Origin of the sequence: Burkholderia latens (genome assembly GCF_001718795.1) — a bacterium.
GTDB lineage: Bacteria > Pseudomonadota > Gammaproteobacteria > Burkholderiales > Burkholderiaceae > Burkholderia > Burkholderia latens_A.
The window spans coordinates 717,813-734,952 of sequence record NZ_CP013438.1 but is presented as its reverse complement, the minus strand read 5'-3'; the positions used below and the strand labels follow the sequence as shown (position 1 = coordinate 734,952).

Below are 17,140 nucleotides of genomic sequence, written 5' to 3'. Positions count from 1 at the left end.
TCGCAATTTTTGGAACTTGTGTTCTGTCAGGCAGAACGATATAGTCAGGCGATCGTCAACCCAAGGAACTGCCTGCCGTGCCTTCGCCTTCGCCCTCGACTCCCGCCGATCACACCGACGAAGTGGCCGATTCGTCGACCGAAGCCTCGAGCGGCGTCGCCGTCCTCGATCGCGCGTTCGCGATCCTGCGTGCATTCGGGCAAACCGACGACCGGCTGTCGCTCGCGGAGCTGTCGCGCCGCACCGGGCTCTACAAGAGCACGATCCTGCGGCTGCTCGCCGCGCTGGAGCACGGCGGGTTCATGCGCAAACTCGACGACGGCCAGTACGCGGTCGGGCATGAGCCGTTGCGGCTCGCCGCGCTGTACCAGCGCTCGTTTCGCGTCGGCCCGGTCGTCGAACCGTTGCTCGAGACGCTGAGCCGCGAACTCGGCGAGACGGCATCGTTCTATGTGCGCCACGGCGATATGCGCTCGGTGCTGTATCGCGTCGAACCGACGCGCACGGTGCGGGTGTCGATCCGGGTCGGCGAGGAATTTCCGGTTCACCAGGGCGCGTCCGGGAAAGTGCTGCTCGCATTCACCGACCCGCACGATGCGCGGTGGGACGACGTGCGCGAACGGTTGTGGGCCGCGTCGTACGGTGAACGCGACCCGGAAACCGCATCGGCGTCGGTGCCGGTGTTCGGCGCGGCAGGCGATTGCGTCGGCGCGCTGACGGTATCCGGTCCGAAATCGCGGCTTGCCGCGGTGCCGGCGATGGCCGCGGCGCTTGCGCTGTTGTTGCCGCTCGCGCAGAAGGCGACCGTCGCGCTCGGCGGCGCAGGCGCCCGCTACGACGCGCCGGCCGTGCGCGACAGTCTCGCGCGATTCGCTTCGGCGGCGGACGACGCCGCATAGTCGTGCGCGCGGGGCGGCATGCCCGTTGCCGCCGCATCAGAACATCGTATGCACACCGATTCGTGCAACGGCCTGGCTTGCCGAACTGGACGCGCCGTTCGGATCGAGCACGCCGTTGATCTGCGCATTCGCGCCGCTGTTCGCGCGTTGATAGTCGGCGGACACATACACCATCGTCCGCTTCGACAACAGGTACTGCAGCGCGACGCTGACCTGATGCGCGTGATTGTCGTTTACGGCTTCATTGCCCTTCATGTACATATACTTGGCGCCCAGAAACACGTCCGGGCGAATGCGCCAGACCCCGCCCGCTTCGGCCATCCACACGCCGGCATCGTTGAATGAGTTGTGGACGGTGGTCAGCAACGCCTTCGCGGTCACCGCGCCAAAGTCGTAGTGCATCCCGACGCCCCAGTTGCGCACGCTGGTCGCCGGCGTCCCGGGCGCCGTGCCGTACTTCTCGTTCGTATAGGCCGCGCCGATGCCGAGTGCGCCGACTTCGTAGTTCAATCCGGCACTGACGGCATTGTTCGCACCGACCGATCCGGCCACGCCGCCGAACGCATACATGACGCCGCCGGAAAACCCGCCAATCGTCGGCGAACTGTATTTGACGGAATTGGCCACCGGCTTGCTGCCCGCCGTGCGATCCCAGTCGAACGCGCCGGTCGGATTGTTCGGCAGCGCAAGCCGCTGAAACGGCCCGTTCCTGAACCCGTACAGCCCCGTGATGTCCATCGAAATCGCGTTGCCCTTCGCGAACAGCGAATCGACCATGAAGTCGTACTGATTCCCGAGCCGGACGCTGCCGAACCGGTCGCTCTCGATGCCCACGTACGCGTTACGCGCGAAGATGCCTGCGCCGACGATGCTGCCGTTCGCCATCGAGAACTGGTTCACGAGCGCGAACGTCGCGCGATATCCGCCGCCGAGATCTTCGGTGCCGCGAAGACCGAACAGGTTTGGCGTAAAGATGCCGTCGTCGAACTTGACGTTCTTCCCGCCACCCTCGTTGCTGACATACGAAACACCGCTGTCGATCAGACCGAACAGGGTCACGCTGCTTTGCGCATACGCGCCCGGCGCGATGGCGAGCATCGCGAATACGCCAAACCCGAGTTTCATTGTGTCTCCGTCTTTTTTGGAAATTTGAGCGAGCGTCCGCTGCTTAAAGGGGAATCGCCCGATACTCGTTGAAACAACACGCTCTCCAGCCCCGATCAGGTCCGATTCAGCGCGGAACATCAAAATTTATTTCGCAATACTGATTCATGGAAGCCGAGAAGATCACGCCGATTTCCCGTTTCACCCAGCTCGCCGCGCTACCCGGGCGACCGATTCAGGCGCGTCGGCAAATCACCCACGCGGCCGAATCGACTTCGACCGCCACAGCTTCAAGCCCTGCATCCGAACAGGGCCCGTCGATACACACGCCATCGTCGAACCGGAACAGTGCGCTGTGATGCGCGCACATCAGCACCTGCGACCGATAGCACGAAACGTTGCCCGGCTCGAAATCGAGCGGTACGGAAAAGTGCGGGCAGCGGTTCACATACGCCCACACCTGCTCCCCGCGCCGCACGACGATCACCGGCCGGCCGATGCACGCTTCGTCGACGACCCGCGCCCCACCGTCGGGCACATCGGAGAAGCGGCAGAGTCGCGCCGCGCCCATGCTCACGCTCTCCGCTCGGGATTACCGAGGCTCCAGTCCCACGGACGCACCTCGACCCGCGAGAACAGCCCTTCCTTCACATAGGGATCGTTGCCAACGAACCGCATCACCGCATCGATGTCGTCCGCCTCGATCACGAGCAGCGTGCCGTTCATCGCATCGCCGTGCGGATCGAGCGTCGGGCCGCCGAGCCGTACATACACGCCATGCTGAGCCGCCGAGCGCAGATAGCTGCGATGGGTGGAACGCACGCGGTCGCGCACGTCGTGCATCCCCGGCTGGTCCGTCGCGAGCACCGCAAAGAATCGGGCCATGTCGGTCAACTCCGGTCGAGCACGAAGTCGTACGTCGCTTCGCGGTACGCGCCGCTGAGTCCGAACCGGCGCGCCAGCTCATCGCCGGCCTCGCGCGGACGGTATGCAACCATCAGCGACGGCTTCACGCCGAACACCGCATCCGATTCCAGGTATTCGTCCGCCTCGTCAAACAGATGCGTGACGAGCGTCCGATGGCCCGGCGCGTCGATCATGAAATGCAGATGCGCGGGCCGCCACGGGTGCCGTCCGGTCGCGTCGAGCATCTTCCCGACGGGGCCGTCGCTCGGGATCGGATAGCTGACCGGCAGAATCGTCGTGATCGCGTAACGTCCGTCGGCATCCGTCCGGTAACGGCCGCGCAGGTTGCCGTGCGGTTGCGCGCTGTCCTGTCCGGAATACATGCCGTTGTCGGCGGTCTGCCAGACGTCGAGCACGGCGCCCGGCACCGGCGCACCGTCGGTCGTCAGCACGCGGCCATGCACGAGCGCCGGCGTGCCTGGCGTGAACGCCATGTTCTCGCCATACGCGCGGTCGGGCATCCCTTCGATGTAGAACGGGCCGAACACCGTCGTTTCCGTCGCGCCGGTCGCAAATCGATGGTTGATCGCATCGACCAGCATCGACACGCCGAGCGTGTCCGACAGCAGAATGAACTCCTGGCGCACGACGTCGTCGCACATCTGCCCGGTTTCGGTCAGGAAGCGAATCGCGGCCATCCATTCGGCTTCGGTCAGCTCCGTCTCGCGAACGAACGCATGCAGGTGCCGCACGAGGCTTTGCATCAGCACGCGCAAGCGCGGGTTCGGCGTACCGTCGAAGCTCGCGACGACCTGCTCGGTCAGCCGCGTATCGCCGTCATCCTGATCATTCGTCACGTTCGTCTCCTTCAATGCAGGCCGCTCACTGCGGCTCGCGCCCTTCCCACGCGCGCTGAAGCAATGCGCGAATCGGCGCGCGTTCGATCGGCCGCGGGTTCGCATACGGATTCCGGCATGCGAGGTCGGCGGCTTCGTCGAGGCCCGCTTCCGGCATCCCGAGGTCGGCAAGCGCCGCCTGCAAGCCAAGCTGCCGGTTCAGCGCGAACAACAGTCGGCCGGCTTCTGCCGCGTCGCTACCGCCCAGCGCCCGCGCAACACGTTGCAGCGCATCGGGCGCCGCCGCATGGTTGTAGTGCGCGGTATGCGGCAACATCGCGGCGTGCGTCTGCGCATGCGGCAAGTTGAACGTGCCGCCGAGCGTATGGCACAGCTTGTGATGCAACGCCATGCCGACGGCGCCGAGGCACGTGCCGGCAAGCCATGCGCCATAAAGCGCGCGGCTGCGCATCTCGCGATCGTCGGGCGTGCGCACGATCGCAGGCAATGCTTCGCCGAGGGCCCGGATCGATTCCTCCGCCATCAGGCTGATCACCGGGTTCGCATCTTGCGCATAGAGCGCCTCGACCGCGTGCGCGATCGCATTGACGCCGGACGCGGCCGAGATGGCCGGCGGCAGCGACAGCGTCAGCGAGGGGTCGTACAGCACCGTGCGCGGCAGCACGCGGGCGTCGCGCCCGGTGCGCTTAAGCCGGCCTTCCGTGAGCCCATAGATCGGCGTCATCTCCGAGCCCGCGTACGTGGTCGGCACGGCGACGATCGGCAGCGACGATTCGAGCGCGATCGCCTTGCCAAGCCCGATCGTCGAGCCGCCGCCGATCGCGATGCAGCAGTCCGCATCCAGGTCGGCCGCCATCTCGCGCGCCGCACGTGCGACTTCGACCGGCACGTGCATCACGGCCTGCGCACACACGCCGGCCGCACGTTCGCCGAGCACGTCGCTGAGGCGCGCCGCGAGCGGTTGCTGCTCCGGCGTCGACAGGATCAACGCACGCTGCGCACCGAGCGCGCTCAGTTCGTCGGGCAGCCGTTCGAGCGCACCCCATTCGAACACGACGCGCGAAGGCGTTCCCTGGTAGACGAAGCGCTCCATTGCGGCCTCAGCGCTTGAAGTGCGGCGGCACGTTGCCGTCGACATTGACCCACACCGAGCGCGCTTCCGTATAGTCGTGCATCGCCTCGAACCCCATCTCGCGGCCGTAGCCCGACTTGCCAATGCCGCCGAACGGGCTGCCCGGGTTCACGCGCTTGTAGCAGTTGATCCAGCACATGCCCGCGTCGATTTGCGACGCCATCCGGTGCGCGCGGGACAGATCCCTGGTCCACAAGCCGCTGCCGAGCCCGTATTCGGTCGCGTTGGCGATGGACAGCGCCTCGTCGTCGCTGCCGAAGCGCAGCACGGTGACGAACGGCCCGAACACTTCCTCCTGTGCGATGCGGTCGGCCGCGCTCTTCGCTTCGATGACGGTCGGGCGCACGTAGTAGCCGTTCGCGAGCGCGGAATCCTGCGGTGCGCTGCCGCCGGCGAGCACGCGGCCGCCCTGCTCGCGCGCGACGTCGACGAACGACAGCACGCGCTCGAGATGCTGTTTCGACGTGAGCGGCCCCATCTCGGTGTCCGGGTCCAGCGGATTGCCGACGCGGATCGACGCAGCGAGCGACACGAAGCGCTCGAGGAATTCATCCGCGATACGTTCGTGCAATACGAGACGCGAACCCGCGATGCAGGCCTGCCCCTGGTTGTGGAAGATCGCCCATGCGGCGCCGTTGATGGCCGCATCGAGATTCGCATCGTCGAACACGATGTTCGCGCCCTTGCCGCCGAGTTCCAGCTGCACGCGCTTCAGATTGCCTTGCGACGCATCGACGATCCGGCGGCCCGTCGCGGTCGAACCGGTAAACGCGATCTTGCCCACACCCGGGTGTTCGGCAAGCCGCTGGCCGGCGGTGTGTCCATAGCCGGGAACGATATTGACGACGCCCTCAGGGAATCCGACCTCGGCCATCAGCTCGACGATCCGCAGCGTCGACAGCGGCGTGATCTCCGACGGTTTCAGCACGACCGTGTTGCCGGCGGCGAGGGCCGGGCCCATCTTCCAGCTGGTAAACATCAGCGGAAAATTCCACGGCACGATCTGGCCGACGACGCCGATCGGCGCACGCTGCACATAGTTGAGGAAGCCGGTTTCGACCGGTATCACCGAGCCTTGCAGCTTGTCGGCCATCCCGCCGAAGTAGCGGAAGCAGCCGGCCGTGCGCGGCACGTCGAGCGCGCGCGAATCGCGGATCGGATGGCCGGTGTCCAGCGATTCGAGTTGTGCGAGTTCCTCGGCATTGGCTTCGATCGCATCGGCGAGACGCAACAGCAGCCGGCCGCGATCGGCCGCCGGCAGCGCCGACCATTTCGAAAACGCGCGGGTCGCCGCATCGACAGCGAGGTCCACGTCGGCGGCGGTGGCGGCGGCGATCTGCGCGATCAGCGAGCCGTCGTGCGGGTTGAGCACGTCGATCGTGCCGCGGTCGACGGCGTCGACAAAGCGCCCGTCGATGAAGAGTTGGGTTTGCATGAATCGTCCTCGATTTTTCGCGCGAGCGTGGCTTAGAACTCGATCGGATACGGCGCAAGCTCGCCGCTCTCGTATCGCTGCGGCAGGTCCGGCGTCGCGTTTTCCCATACCAGCAGCATCGAGCGTTTCGTCGAGTAGCCTTGATGCCGGATGTCGGCGGGCATCGCGCAGATGTCGCCCGCGCGCATCGTGATCCGCGCGCGCGGTGCGCCGGTGTTCTTGTCGCCGATGTCCCACACGATTTCGTCGGACAGTTGCAGGAACCACTCAACGCGGTCATTGCCATGGAACACCGGCAGAATGAATTCCTCGGTCGTCGGGCAGAACAGGCTGCGCCCGCAAACCGACGTAACGGACGGATTCCACGTTACGTCGGAGCGGGACAGGTACTTGAACAGGTTGAACGCGTGCAGTTCGCCTTCGAAGCCGGGGTTCACGTGCACTTCAGGCTCTTCCTGATCGACGTCGAGAAACGCGCGATTGACCGGCAGCGCGTCGCGCAGCGGCGAATCGCCTTCGAGGCCCGGCATGCGGCGCGTCGCGATGCGCGTGCGTTCGATCGCAGAACCGTTTTCGCCATGCTTGCGGCCGAATGCGGTGCCCGTCTCTTCCGGCGCCGCGAACGGATCGAAGCCTTCGTTCGTCCAGTCGTGCAGCATCGCCTTGAAGGTCGCCATGATCGTCGGCGTGTCGAACGTCTCGGTGTAGTCGACGCCAGCCTCCTTCAGGATGCCGTTGAACGTTCCCGCATAGACGTCGACCTTGCCGTAGTGATTGCGCGTGCCGAACACGTGATCGAAATTCACCCAGCCGTAGAAGAAGCCCCATGCGACGTCACGCATCATTGCGCGCAGGAACGCATCCGCAGGTATCGCGTGCGTGCGGGTCCGGCCTTTCGCGGGCCAGCTGATCGTCACGAAGTACTCGTCGCGCTGGAACGCGAATTCGCCGAGCTGGAAGCGGCGGTAACCGGTGACGGCATCGGCTTCCGTAGCCTGCACCAGATCGGCAGCGAAGCCTGCAGAAAGATCGACGGTCTCGAGGGTGGCCATAACGTGTCTCCGGAAATATTTGAATGGTTTCGATCGAACGGATCAGTGCACGCAGATGTCGGCCCACTTCTCCACCGACAGTTCGCTAAGGACGGTCTGCACCAGCACGACGCCAGGCCTGCTCGCGATGAAGCGATACGCGCAGCCGGCCGGCAGCAGTGCCTGATGCCCGGTGCGCAGCACGACGTAACCCATCTCGCGGCCCGCCGGGTGGGAGCCAGCGCTCACGGTGCCGCGGCCGGCGGCCGGCGGGTTGTCGAGCTTGATGAATTCGATGCGGACTTCGCCGTCCATCTGGATCGCGAACTCGTCGTGCGCGCACGCGAACCACGGCGACTCGCCGTCGGTGCGCAGCACTTCGATCACGTATTCGAGGTTTTTGCCGGCGACGACTTTCTCGTAGGGGGCCGACTTCGATGCGATGTCGAAGACGTTCGAGAACGCGTAGTGCTTCGCGCTGCCGCTGGTGATTTCGATGTCGCCCCGCGTGTAGCAGTCGAGCGAACCGAAGACGGTATGAAAGGCCGTGTCGGTCATTGCTGTCTCCTGAGTTGAACCGCTTGTCGGATTCAACTTTAGGGGCGACCGCGCCGGTCAACAAGGCAACGGACCGCGACTACGGCATTTGCGTTTCGCGAATAATCGCCGCCCTCAGCGGACCCAGCCGCGCTCCAGAAGCGGCCGGTCCCACGGCGATTCGTCGCCGATGTATTCGGCAAGGAACTCGACCAGCGCCTTGACCTTCAACGCCTGTCGCTGCGTTGCGGGATAAACGGCCGCGAAGCTCAGCGGCGCGATCTTGAAGTCGGTGAGAATCGGCACCAGGCGGCCCGCGACGAGCGCGTCGCTCGCGACCAGCGTCGGCAGACATACAACGCCGCCGCCCGTCAGCGCATACTCGCGCAGCAAATGCACGGAGTTCGAGCGGATCATGCCGGGCAACTCCATTTCGACGACTTCGTCGCCGCGCGTCAGCGTCCAGCGATTGCGTGACGGATAACCTGAATAAAGCGCCGTGGTGTGCTGCAGCAATTCGCGCGGATGTTGTGGCGCACCATGCGCCGCGACGTACGCGGGCGACGCGCAGAACAGGCGCCGCACGACGAACAGGCGCCGCTCGATCAGCGACTCGGAAATCGGCGGGAAGATCTGGAACGCGATGTCGAACCCTTCTTCGACAGGGTCCACGACACGGTCATTGACGATGATGTCTAGCTGGATGCCCGGGTAGCGGCGATTGAATTCGGCGAGCGGCACACCGAAATGATCGAGCGCGAAGCCGGGCAGCATCTGGATGCGCAATCGCCCGGTCGGTGTCGCGCGTAGCTCGCGCATCTGGTCGGTGAGCTCGTTCACCCGCCCGACCACCTCCGCGCATTCCCGGTAAAAGGTCTCGCCAACCTCGGACAACCGGACGTGGCGCGTGCTGCGATGGAATAGCGGCGCGTTGACGAATTTCTCCAGCTGCTGGATGCGGTTCGTCACGACCGAACTCGTGACCCCGAGCTGTCGGGCCGCTTCCGCGAAACTGCTGGCCTCGGCGACCCTGACGAATGCCTCGATGCTCAGAAACCGGTCCATACCGCGCCCTTGCTGGAAGCGAAACCCGCAGTCTAACCGCAGCCGCCGGCCGGTTGGGTCATGCGAAAGGCGTCACTCTGTCACCGCAAGGGTGTCAATCGCGCGACGCGCTTGCGCCGCGTTACGGCTGCTTGCCGGCCGTCAGTTCCGCCCGAACGCGCACGCGGCGCTGCAACACGGCCGGCGCCGTCTCGCGCAGCAGCATGCTGACCACGATGCCGAGCAGCACCGCGCACATCGGCAGCCACAGGATGTTCTGGATCCCGAAGTGCGCCGCCACATAGCCGCCCATCGCCGGCGCGATGCCGCCGCCGAAAATCTCGCCGCAGCCGACCACGACGCCGATCGACGTCGACACGAGGCCAACGGGCGCGGCCTCGGTTGCGACCGGCCCCGACAGCAACGACACGAGCCCGAGCGTGAAGAACGACGCGACGAACAGCACCATGAACAGCTCGACGGGTTGCGGGCCGAGGCCACGGAAGATGTACAGCATCACGGCCGTGCCCGCAAAGCCGACGATGCTCGCGACGCGGCGGCCGACCAGGTCCGACAGTCCAGGCAGCCCGAACTGCCCCAGAAAGCCGCCGAAGCCGATTGCCGACACGACGAGCCCCATCTTCTGCGTGCCGAGCGCCAGGTAGTCCGTCAGGTACAGCGGCAGCAGCGCGCCGAGCACGAACACGCCCGTCATCGCGCAACACAATGCGGCCATCGCGACGAGAATGTTGCGGCTCTTGAGCACATGGCCGAGCGAAGCCGGCGCATGTTCCGACACGGCGTCCTGCGCGCGTTTCGGCTCGCGGATCACGAAAAACATGATTGCGCCGAGGATCAGGCCGGGCACCGCGACCAGCGCGAACACCCAGCGCCACGACACGAACGCGAGCAGTTGCGTTGCGATGATCGGCGACAGCGCGAGCCCGAACAGCGCGAAGCCGCTTTGCTGCAACCCGAGGTTGAGGCCGCGTCGCCTCGGATGCGACGCGTCTGCGGTCGCCGCGAAGCTGGTCGGGCAGAACGAGCCTTCGGCGACGCCCATCAGGCCGCGAATCGCGATCAGGCCGAGCAGCCCGCCCGCGAGCCCCGAAAAGCCCGACAGCAGCGAGAACGCGACGATCGCGGGAATCAGCACCTTGCGGCGGCCGAACTTGTCGGAGATGCCGCCCATCAGCGCGGCGAAGACGCCCCACGACAGGCCGAGCACGCCGATGCAGTTTCCGACGTCCTGCGCAGTCAGGTTGAGGTCCTTCATGATCGACGGGAACAGCGGCGCGATCAGCCAGCGGTCGAGGCCGACCAGCCCGAAACCGAGCGCCAGAAGCGTGACCGCCTTCCACTCGTACGCGGTATCCCACTCGTTTGCTTTCATGTCTGTCTCCGTGGAGCCGGCCGGCGCGTGCCGCAGCGCCCGTGCATGAACCGGATCCGTTGTCTTTGGTGTGCGAATGCGACGCGAGTCGCGAGGAATCGGCGGCCGCCTTGCGGTTGCAGGCGTCGAATTCAATCAGCCGACGCCCGAACGATAGGTGCGCCGACGCGGATCGGGTATGGAACAACCGGCGAACGCGCCATTCGCGAAATGCAAATAATCGGGGCGGCGTGCCGGAAGATAGGCGCAGAAGCGCGGTGCGGGCGCGCGGGGAGACGAAACAGCGCAAATTGCCAGCTGGCCGGGGAATCCCTGATAGACATCGGCACGCTCGGCGACTCACCCGGATCGCTTTCGCCCACTCGATTTGTTCGCGAGGTCGCGCCATCTGCGTGCGGGACACGCGTCGGCGGGCGTTCGACCTGCGGGATTCTCACCGTCGCATCACGCGCCAACTGCGCAGGTGCGCCGCCGCCGACACTCGTGCGTCATGGGGAGGAGATTATGCGTTGGCGGAAGTCAGCAGACGCTGCTCATCGCTCGCACGAATCCGCCACGCAAGCCTGCCGCAATCGCAGAAAGCCTCCTGCCCACCATCCCGCCGATATTGGACGCGATGACAATCCAATATCGGCCGCAGCTCGCGGCACTGGCCGTACCGACGACAGAAACGGGGCGGCGGGCTCCGCTTGGCGCAGCCGCCGGCCGCTATCCGCGCCCGATCGCGGGCGCTGCGAGCAGCGCCTGTGCTGTGCGCGTCGCCATCGGGTCGTCGGATTGATACGCCGCCGCGTACGCATAGGTGCGCCACGATGCATCGCCCAACGCGTACAGACATACAGCCGCGAGCGCCATGCCGCGCGACGACAGCATGCCATCGCGTTCCACCCGGCGCAGATCGCTCAGCGCCTCGCCCCAGGCGCGTGCACGCACATGCCACCACGCCAGCACCTCGCGCATTTCGCCGTTCCCGGGACGCAGCACCGCCATTGCATCGAGCAGGTCCTGAACGTCCGAAAACGTATCCAGCGCCGCACCGGCCCACAGCACGTCCATCATCCCCGTAACGATCGCGTTGTCGGTCAACGTCTCGATCATGTTCTTCTCCAGGCTGTTTCAGCCAATCGCCAACGGCGAACGCGTACTTGCGCTCGCTCGCGCATGCCGCGCGTTTCACTTGCCGCCCGCGAGCGCCCTCGCCTCGGCCGCAATGCCCACGAGCGACAGCTGATCGCGGACCTGATCGATGAAAATCGCCGCCATCAGGGCGAGCATCAGAATCGTGAGCGCGCCTTTCACCGGTTGCGCCAACGACGGCAGATCGAGCTTTTGCGACACCTTCCCGGTAAAGCCGAAGCCGATATCGACCAGCAACAGCAGCAGCATCATCGGCGTGGCCAGCTTCGCCACCGTTTCCATCAGCGAGTCGGTCTTCGACAGCACGAACGATTCGAGCACCGATCCGCCGGCCGGCATGAGGTTCGCGAGCGGCCACCAGGTATACGACTCGTAGATCGCGCCGAGCAGAAACGTCATGCCGCCGAGACACCAGAACGCCGCGATCGCGAACTGGCTCAGGAGCGTGGACGTCAGCGACGTCTGCTGCCCCTGGCTCGGGTTCTGCATCTGCAGTTGGTTGAAACCGGTCAGATCGTCGACGTACGTGCCGACGCTTTCGGCGGCCCAGAACACCGTCGATGCAGCGAAGCCAAGGCCGACGCCGATCAGCGCCTCCTTCAACCCGATGCCCACGAGCATCGTCGCATCCCCCTGCTCGAGCAGGCCGCGCTGCCCGTAGGCGATGAAGCTGCCCCACAGAAGCGCGAGCGCGGTGCGCACGCGGCCTTGCACGACGTTGTCGGACGTCGGCGGAAAAATCATCATCAGGACCATCAATCGCTCGCTGCAAAGGCCAAGCACGATCAGAAACCTGACCAGTTGATGGCTCGATTCGATCGATGCGAATGTAATCTCGCTCATTTCAGTCGCCTGTCGTTAAATGGATGCCGGCTTGCGAGCGCGCCCGCCGCTTCAAAACGCCGGGCCTGGCCGGCGGCTCTCCGATGTTTCCTCGTCCTGCGCGTCCTCGATCGCGAGCTCGATCGCCTTGACCAGCGTGTCGCGCCGCTTGCCGTAGATGTCGATGCGGGCACGGTTGCGCACGATCTCCGTGCGCAGCGCACCGATCTGCGCCTCCTTCGCCGCCAACGCCTGCCCCGCCTGCGCCGCGCGAGCCTCCAGCATCGCGTGCTGCTCGGCCGCATGCGAGCGGAATTCGCGCAGTTTCAGATACTCGTCCGCACGGAAGGAAACGCCGCCCAGCAGCGCGTCGATCTTGCCGTCGTGCGCGGCGAGCCCGGCCGCATGCGCGCGCACCGCCGCGCGGCTTTCCTCCAACGCGTCGATCAGCGCCTGCAGCTCGCCGCGCAAACCGCCGAGCGTCGCATTGAGCTTGCGATCGAGCTGGCGGCGACGCGAGAGGACGCGCTCGAATGCGGCGACACGGCGGTCTTTCATCGCTCGCCTCCGGCATCACGACTGCACGATCTCGCCGAGAGCCGCGAGCGTGTCGTTCGGGTCGACGAGCAGATCGGTCGGCTGGCCGAGGAAAGCCCGAATCGCGTCGATCTTCGCAATGGCTTCGTCGGCGAGCGCATCGGTGCCGCTCTGATACTCGCCCACCTGCAGCAGCAGTTCGACCTCCTTGTGCTTGGCCATCAGCCGCCGTATGTGTCCCGCCGCCGCCACGTGCTCGCGCGGCACCACCTGCGTCATCACGCGCGAAAGACTGCCGAGCACGTCGATCGCCGGATAGCGGTTCTGTGCCGCGATCTCGCGCGACAGAATCATGTGCCCGTCGAGAATGCCCCGTACTTCCTCGGCAATCGGGTCGCCGCCCGATTCATCCTCGGCCAGCACGGTATAAAGAGCGGTGATCGAGCCGAGCTCCGAGCGGCCCGCGCGCTCCAGCAGCCGCGGCAGCTCCGCGAAAATCGACGGTGGAAAACCGCGCCGCGTCGGCGGCTCGCCCATCGCCAGGCCGATTTCGCGCTGCGCGCGCGCAAAGCGCGTCAGCGAATCCATCATCAGCAGCACACGCTGGCCGCGGTCGCGGAAGTATTCGGCCACCGCCGTTGCCGCATAAGCGGCCTTCGCACGCTCGATCGACGAGCGGTCCGATGTCGCGCAGACGACGACCGAGCGGGCCATTCCCTCGGGCCCGAGAATGTGCTCGCAGAATTCGCGCACTTCGCGACCGCGCTCGCCGATCAACGCGATCACGTTGACGTCGCAGCGCGCGCCGCGCGCGAACATGCCCATCAACGTACTCTTGCCGACGCCTGCCGGCGCAAAGATGCCCATGCGCTGGCCCTCGGCCAGCGTCATCATGCCGTCGACGACGCGCACGCCCGTCGGCATCGGGTATCGACGACGGGCCGTGACATCGGATCGGGCGGATCGGCGATGACGGGCTGCCACTCGTCGCATTCGAGCGGCCCCTTGCCGTCGATCGGCTCGCCCAGGCTGTCGATCACGCGGCCGAGCAGGCGCGGGCCGATGCGCAGCGAAAGCGGACGCCGCAGTCCCACCACGCGTGTCGCGCGCGACACGCTGCCGAGCCGGCCGAACGGCGAGAGCAGCGCGACGTCGCGCGAGAAGCCGACTACCTCGGCACGCTGCAGCAAGGCGCCGTCGGGCGAGCGCAGCTCGCACAGTTCGCCGAGTGTCGCGTCGAGCCCCGACACGCGTACGAGCGTGCCGATCACTTCCTGCACCTTGCCGCATGCCGCGGGTTGTGCGCGAGCGCGCAGTTCGCGCTCCATCGCATCCATCAGCGCCGAGAAGTCGCGTACGGCCCGTGGCTGCGCGATGCGCACCCCGCTCGCTTCATCGGTTCCGAAACCGTCCGCGATGTCGATCATGGCGCTCCGTTCCCTGTCATGTCTTGTTCCTCGTGCCGCGCACGAACCGGTTCAGATGGACATCGCGTCGGCGTCGGCATACGCTGCACCGGCCCAACCCTCGTCGCGCAGATCGCCCGCCATGTGCAGGGCCGCGGCATCGCCTTGCCCACCTTCTTCGTCGCCCATGTTGCCGCCGCCGCCGTCGCCGCGGTCGTTCGCGCGCTGATCCGGGTCCGCCTGGTCATCGCCGGCTCCGACGACGTACTCGTCTATCGGCACCTCGGCATCGCCCGTGGAACCGGCCTGCGCACCGAAGGCACTTGCGTCCTCCCCGGGCGGCGCATTCGGCGCCTCGCGCCATGGGTCCTTCGCCACGCTTCGCACCGCGCGCGCCAGGGCGGCACGCATCGCCGCCAAGTGCAACGACAAGCTCGCGTCGATCGCGCCCAGGTCGGTTTCGGCGACGCAGGCGCCGGGCGCAAGCGTCGCATCGGCCGCCACGCACAGTCGCACGGAGCGCCCGGCTTCGCGCCACGCCGCGGCCGCTTCGTCGAAGGCCGCGCTCGCCGCGGCCAGGTCCGACGGATGCACACGCAGATGAACGGGGCTGCCGTCGGCGACGATGCGCTCCACCGTCGCGGCCGCGCGCGCGAACAGCGCTTTGGGATCCACCGACGCAACGATCTGCTCGACCGCCAGCGTCACCAGCTCCGCGAGCCGGTCGTGCTGTCCGGGCGCGAGCCGGCAGGCTTCGGCGTGCGCGGCCGCCGCGCGTTCGTGCCAATCGGTCAGCCCCCGCCGCAAGCCGTCGTCGTAGCCGCGCTCGGCCGCTTGCGCGAACTCGCGCATGGCACGCTCGACGAGCTCGTCCGCGCGCGCGCGGGCCTCGTCCAGAAGCATGCGGGCCTGGGCGCGCGCCGCGTCCAGCGCCTCGTCGCATTGCCGGCGCATCTCGGCGTACGCCGCATCGATCTCGACGATCGCCGCGAGGCGTTCATGACGCAGGACGTCGCCTTCGACGCCCACGCCGAGGTCCTTGCCTTCGGCCTGAGGATTGCGTAACCAGATCACCATGACCACTCCGGAAACAAGTCGGGCAGCTGCGAGACGATCGAAAGGCTCGGGTTCGAGCCTGCCGAAGACGGCAGCGACAGCGGCATCGAAGGGGATGGCAACGCCTCCTCATCGTCGCGCGCCGGCATGGCCAACCGCATGATCGCGAGCGGGCCGCCATGCGCCCATCGGCAGTCGCGCGCGAAAAGCCGGAAGCCGAGCCAGGCGAGCGCATCGCCATCGGCCGCGTCGAGCGGCAGTTGCATGACCGATGCCGCGTGGTGTGCGCACACGGCAAGCGAGCGCGCATTGCCCGCAAGCTCACGCCCGCGCGCGAAGAGCAGATTGACGCCGCGCGCCCCGATCCAGCCGGTCAACTTCTCGCGACGCGGCCGGTCGATCCAGGCGCGCAATGCATCCGCCTGCTCCACGAGCGCGCGCAAGCGGAACACGGCTAGACAATCGTGCGCCGGCAGCAACGCAAGCGCCGTTTCCGGCGCGTCGAACGCGGCAAGCGGCGGCGCCGGCATGCCCCATTCGTCAAGCAGCGCATCGGCAAGCGCCTCGGCCTGCGCGGGGCTGCATGCGTCGAGTCGGTCCGCACAGGGCACGCGCACACGGCACGCCGGATGCATCCAGTCGAACAGCGTACGCCGGCGCCGATGGTACGCGGCCAGTCTCGCGGCCACGGCCGCCGGCGTCGCGCCGTTCGGGGCGGCAACGGGGTCGGCGGATGCGTCGTACGCATCGGCTGCGTCATATGAGTCGTATGCGTTCGTCATGTGCTCTTCGATCAGGTCGTGCGGCAATGCGGCGCAGTTGATCGCAATGAACGGTTGCGCGTGGCGAGCGCTCGCGTTGTGGATCGACTGCGCGAAAATCTCCTTGCCGACGCCGCTTTCGCCGCTGAGCAACAGATTCGCCGAACCGTGAGCCGCCTTGCGCGCAGCGCCGATCGCGTCGAGCAGACTATCGCTCTTCCCGACGATGTTCTCGAACGTATAGCGCGCGTAGTTGCCCGCATACTTGCCGGCAATGCTGCGCACGCGCTTGATCTCGCGAAACGTGTTGACGACGGACACCACCTGCCCGCAGCTGTTCTTCACGGGAATCGCGGTGTCGATCAGGTGCAGGTGACGCGCGGGCGAATCGATTATGAGTTCGCGATCGACGTAACCCACGCCCGTCGTGAAAATCGGTGCAATGATCGGCTCGAAGTCGATCAGCGCCTCGAGCGGCTGGCCGATGCTGGCCACCGGATCGATTCCGAGAATCCGCCCGGCGACGGTACTCGCGTGACGAACGATGCCGCCTCGGCCGAGCACCATCAGACCGTCGCCGATGTGGTCGATGATCGCCTTCTGTTCCTCCACGAGGGTCTGGTGCGCGACGAGATCAAAATGACTTTTCAGCGACACGCCTAGTGTGATGTCGAGCAGTGCGAGCAGGTCGTGTAGCGATCGCGCGTCGGGCTCCGCTCGCCGCAATGCGAGCAGATAGACATTGGCCGATCCGACCGACACGCGAGTGGTGGCGCAGCGCAGGTTGCTTCCGACATCGAGTGGCAGGTCGACCGTTACGTTGCCTCGTTCGCGCAGCGAATCGCGGCAATCACGCAGCAGCTGGTCGAGGTCCAGCGCGCCGAGGTCGATGCCGCATTGCGCTGCCAACGCGCGTGCATCGTCGTCCGCTGCTTCGAGCGGAACTGCGTCGTCGCTCAACGTCAGCACGTACGCGCCGAATCGTTGCGCCGCAACATCCCTCGCATTGCGCCAGCAATCCGTATCGATCGCAGATCGGAGATCGGCGAATCGATCGACAGCGCTCAGACTTCGCTCGTCCAT

Annotated in this window: 16 protein-coding genes and 1 pseudogene; 1 reads left to right on the top strand and 16 read right to left on the bottom strand. The window is 66.3% G+C overall.

Features of this window, described 5'->3' with window-relative positions:
- The first annotated feature begins 77 nt into the window (after positions 1-77).
- Complete coding sequence (locus WK25_RS22635) at positions 78-899, top strand: IclR family transcriptional regulator (RefSeq protein ID WP_040139510.1); 822 nt, start codon at positions 78-80, stop codon at positions 897-899.
- Positions 900-935: 36 nt separating this feature from the next.
- On the opposite strand, the gene WK25_RS22630 is transcribed toward WK25_RS22635, so the two are convergent.
- From WK25_RS22630 to WK25_RS32305, 16 genes and pseudogenes are all read right to left on the bottom strand, one after another.
- A complete protein-coding gene (locus tag WK25_RS22630; RefSeq protein WP_040139509.1) occupies positions 936-2,024 on the bottom strand; it encodes a porin in 1,089 nt (362 codons plus the stop codon).
- Between the two features lie 214 nt (positions 2,025-2,238).
- The gene (locus WK25_RS22625; RefSeq protein ID WP_069242790.1) at positions 2,239-2,574 is read right to left on the bottom strand and encodes a Rieske (2Fe-2S) protein; all 336 of its coding nucleotides are present in this window, start codon (positions 2,572-2,574) and stop codon (positions 2,239-2,241) included.
- A 2-nt stretch (positions 2,575-2,576) separates the two neighbouring features.
- Entirely contained in the window at positions 2,577-2,888 is a 312-nt protein-coding gene (locus WK25_RS22620; protein ID WP_040139507.1) for a YciI family protein, read from the bottom strand.
- 5 nt (positions 2,889-2,893) lie between these two features.
- The gene (locus WK25_RS22615; RefSeq protein ID WP_069243500.1) at positions 2,894-3,766 is read right to left on the bottom strand and encodes an intradiol ring-cleavage dioxygenase; all 873 of its coding nucleotides are present in this window, start codon (positions 3,764-3,766) and stop codon (positions 2,894-2,896) included.
- A 25-nt stretch (positions 3,767-3,791) separates the two neighbouring features.
- Positions 3,792-4,859 (bottom strand): maleylacetate reductase, encoded by a 1,068-nt coding sequence (locus tag WK25_RS22610; protein ID WP_069242789.1) that lies wholly within the window; start codon positions 4,857-4,859, stop codon positions 3,792-3,794.
- A 7-nt stretch (positions 4,860-4,866) separates the two neighbouring features.
- Positions 4,867-6,333 (bottom strand): aldehyde dehydrogenase family protein, encoded by a 1,467-nt coding sequence (locus WK25_RS22605; protein ID WP_069242788.1) that lies wholly within the window; start codon positions 6,331-6,333, stop codon positions 4,867-4,869.
- 32 nt (positions 6,334-6,365) lie between these two features.
- A complete protein-coding gene (locus WK25_RS22600) occupies positions 6,366-7,385 on the bottom strand; it encodes a hydroxyquinol 1,2-dioxygenase (RefSeq protein ID WP_040139504.1) in 1,020 nt (339 codons plus the stop codon).
- 42 nt (positions 7,386-7,427) lie between these two features.
- Positions 7,428-7,922: a hydroxyquinol 1,2-dioxygenase gene (locus WK25_RS22595; protein ID WP_069242787.1), complete on the bottom strand. Its 495-nt coding sequence runs from the start codon at positions 7,920-7,922 to the stop codon at positions 7,428-7,430.
- Between the two features lie 114 nt (positions 7,923-8,036).
- Positions 8,037-8,966: a LysR family transcriptional regulator gene (locus WK25_RS22590; protein WP_069242786.1), complete on the bottom strand. Its 930-nt coding sequence runs from the start codon at positions 8,964-8,966 to the stop codon at positions 8,037-8,039.
- A 121-nt stretch (positions 8,967-9,087) separates the two neighbouring features.
- A complete protein-coding gene (locus tag WK25_RS22585; protein ID WP_069242785.1) occupies positions 9,088-10,338 on the bottom strand; it encodes an MFS transporter in 1,251 nt (416 codons plus the stop codon).
- Positions 10,339-11,046: 708 nt separating this feature from the next.
- The gene (locus WK25_RS22580; protein WP_069242784.1) at positions 11,047-11,436 is read right to left on the bottom strand and encodes an HrpB1 family type III secretion system apparatus protein; all 390 of its coding nucleotides are present in this window, start codon (positions 11,434-11,436) and stop codon (positions 11,047-11,049) included.
- A 75-nt stretch (positions 11,437-11,511) separates the two neighbouring features.
- A complete protein-coding gene (sctT, locus tag WK25_RS22575; RefSeq protein ID WP_069242783.1) occupies positions 11,512-12,318 on the bottom strand; it encodes a type III secretion system export apparatus subunit SctT in 807 nt (268 codons plus the stop codon).
- 51 nt (positions 12,319-12,369) lie between these two features.
- Entirely contained in the window at positions 12,370-12,855 is a 486-nt protein-coding gene (locus tag WK25_RS22570; RefSeq protein ID WP_059546541.1) for a type III secretion system protein, read from the bottom strand.
- A 15-nt stretch (positions 12,856-12,870) separates the two neighbouring features.
- Positions 12,871-14,171, bottom strand: a pseudogene (gene sctN / locus WK25_RS22565) (type III secretion system ATPase SctN).
- Between the two features lie 141 nt (positions 14,172-14,312).
- Complete coding sequence (gene sctL / locus WK25_RS22560; RefSeq protein WP_069242782.1) at positions 14,313-15,317, bottom strand: type III secretion system stator protein SctL; 1,005 nt, start codon at positions 15,315-15,317, stop codon at positions 14,313-14,315.
- Entirely contained in the window at positions 15,311-17,026 is a 1,716-nt protein-coding gene (locus WK25_RS32305; RefSeq protein ID WP_269466032.1) for a type III secretion protein HrpB4, read from the bottom strand. The genes sctL and WK25_RS32305 overlap by 7 nt, the downstream gene beginning before the upstream one ends.
- Positions 17,027-17,140: the final 114 nt, after the last annotated feature.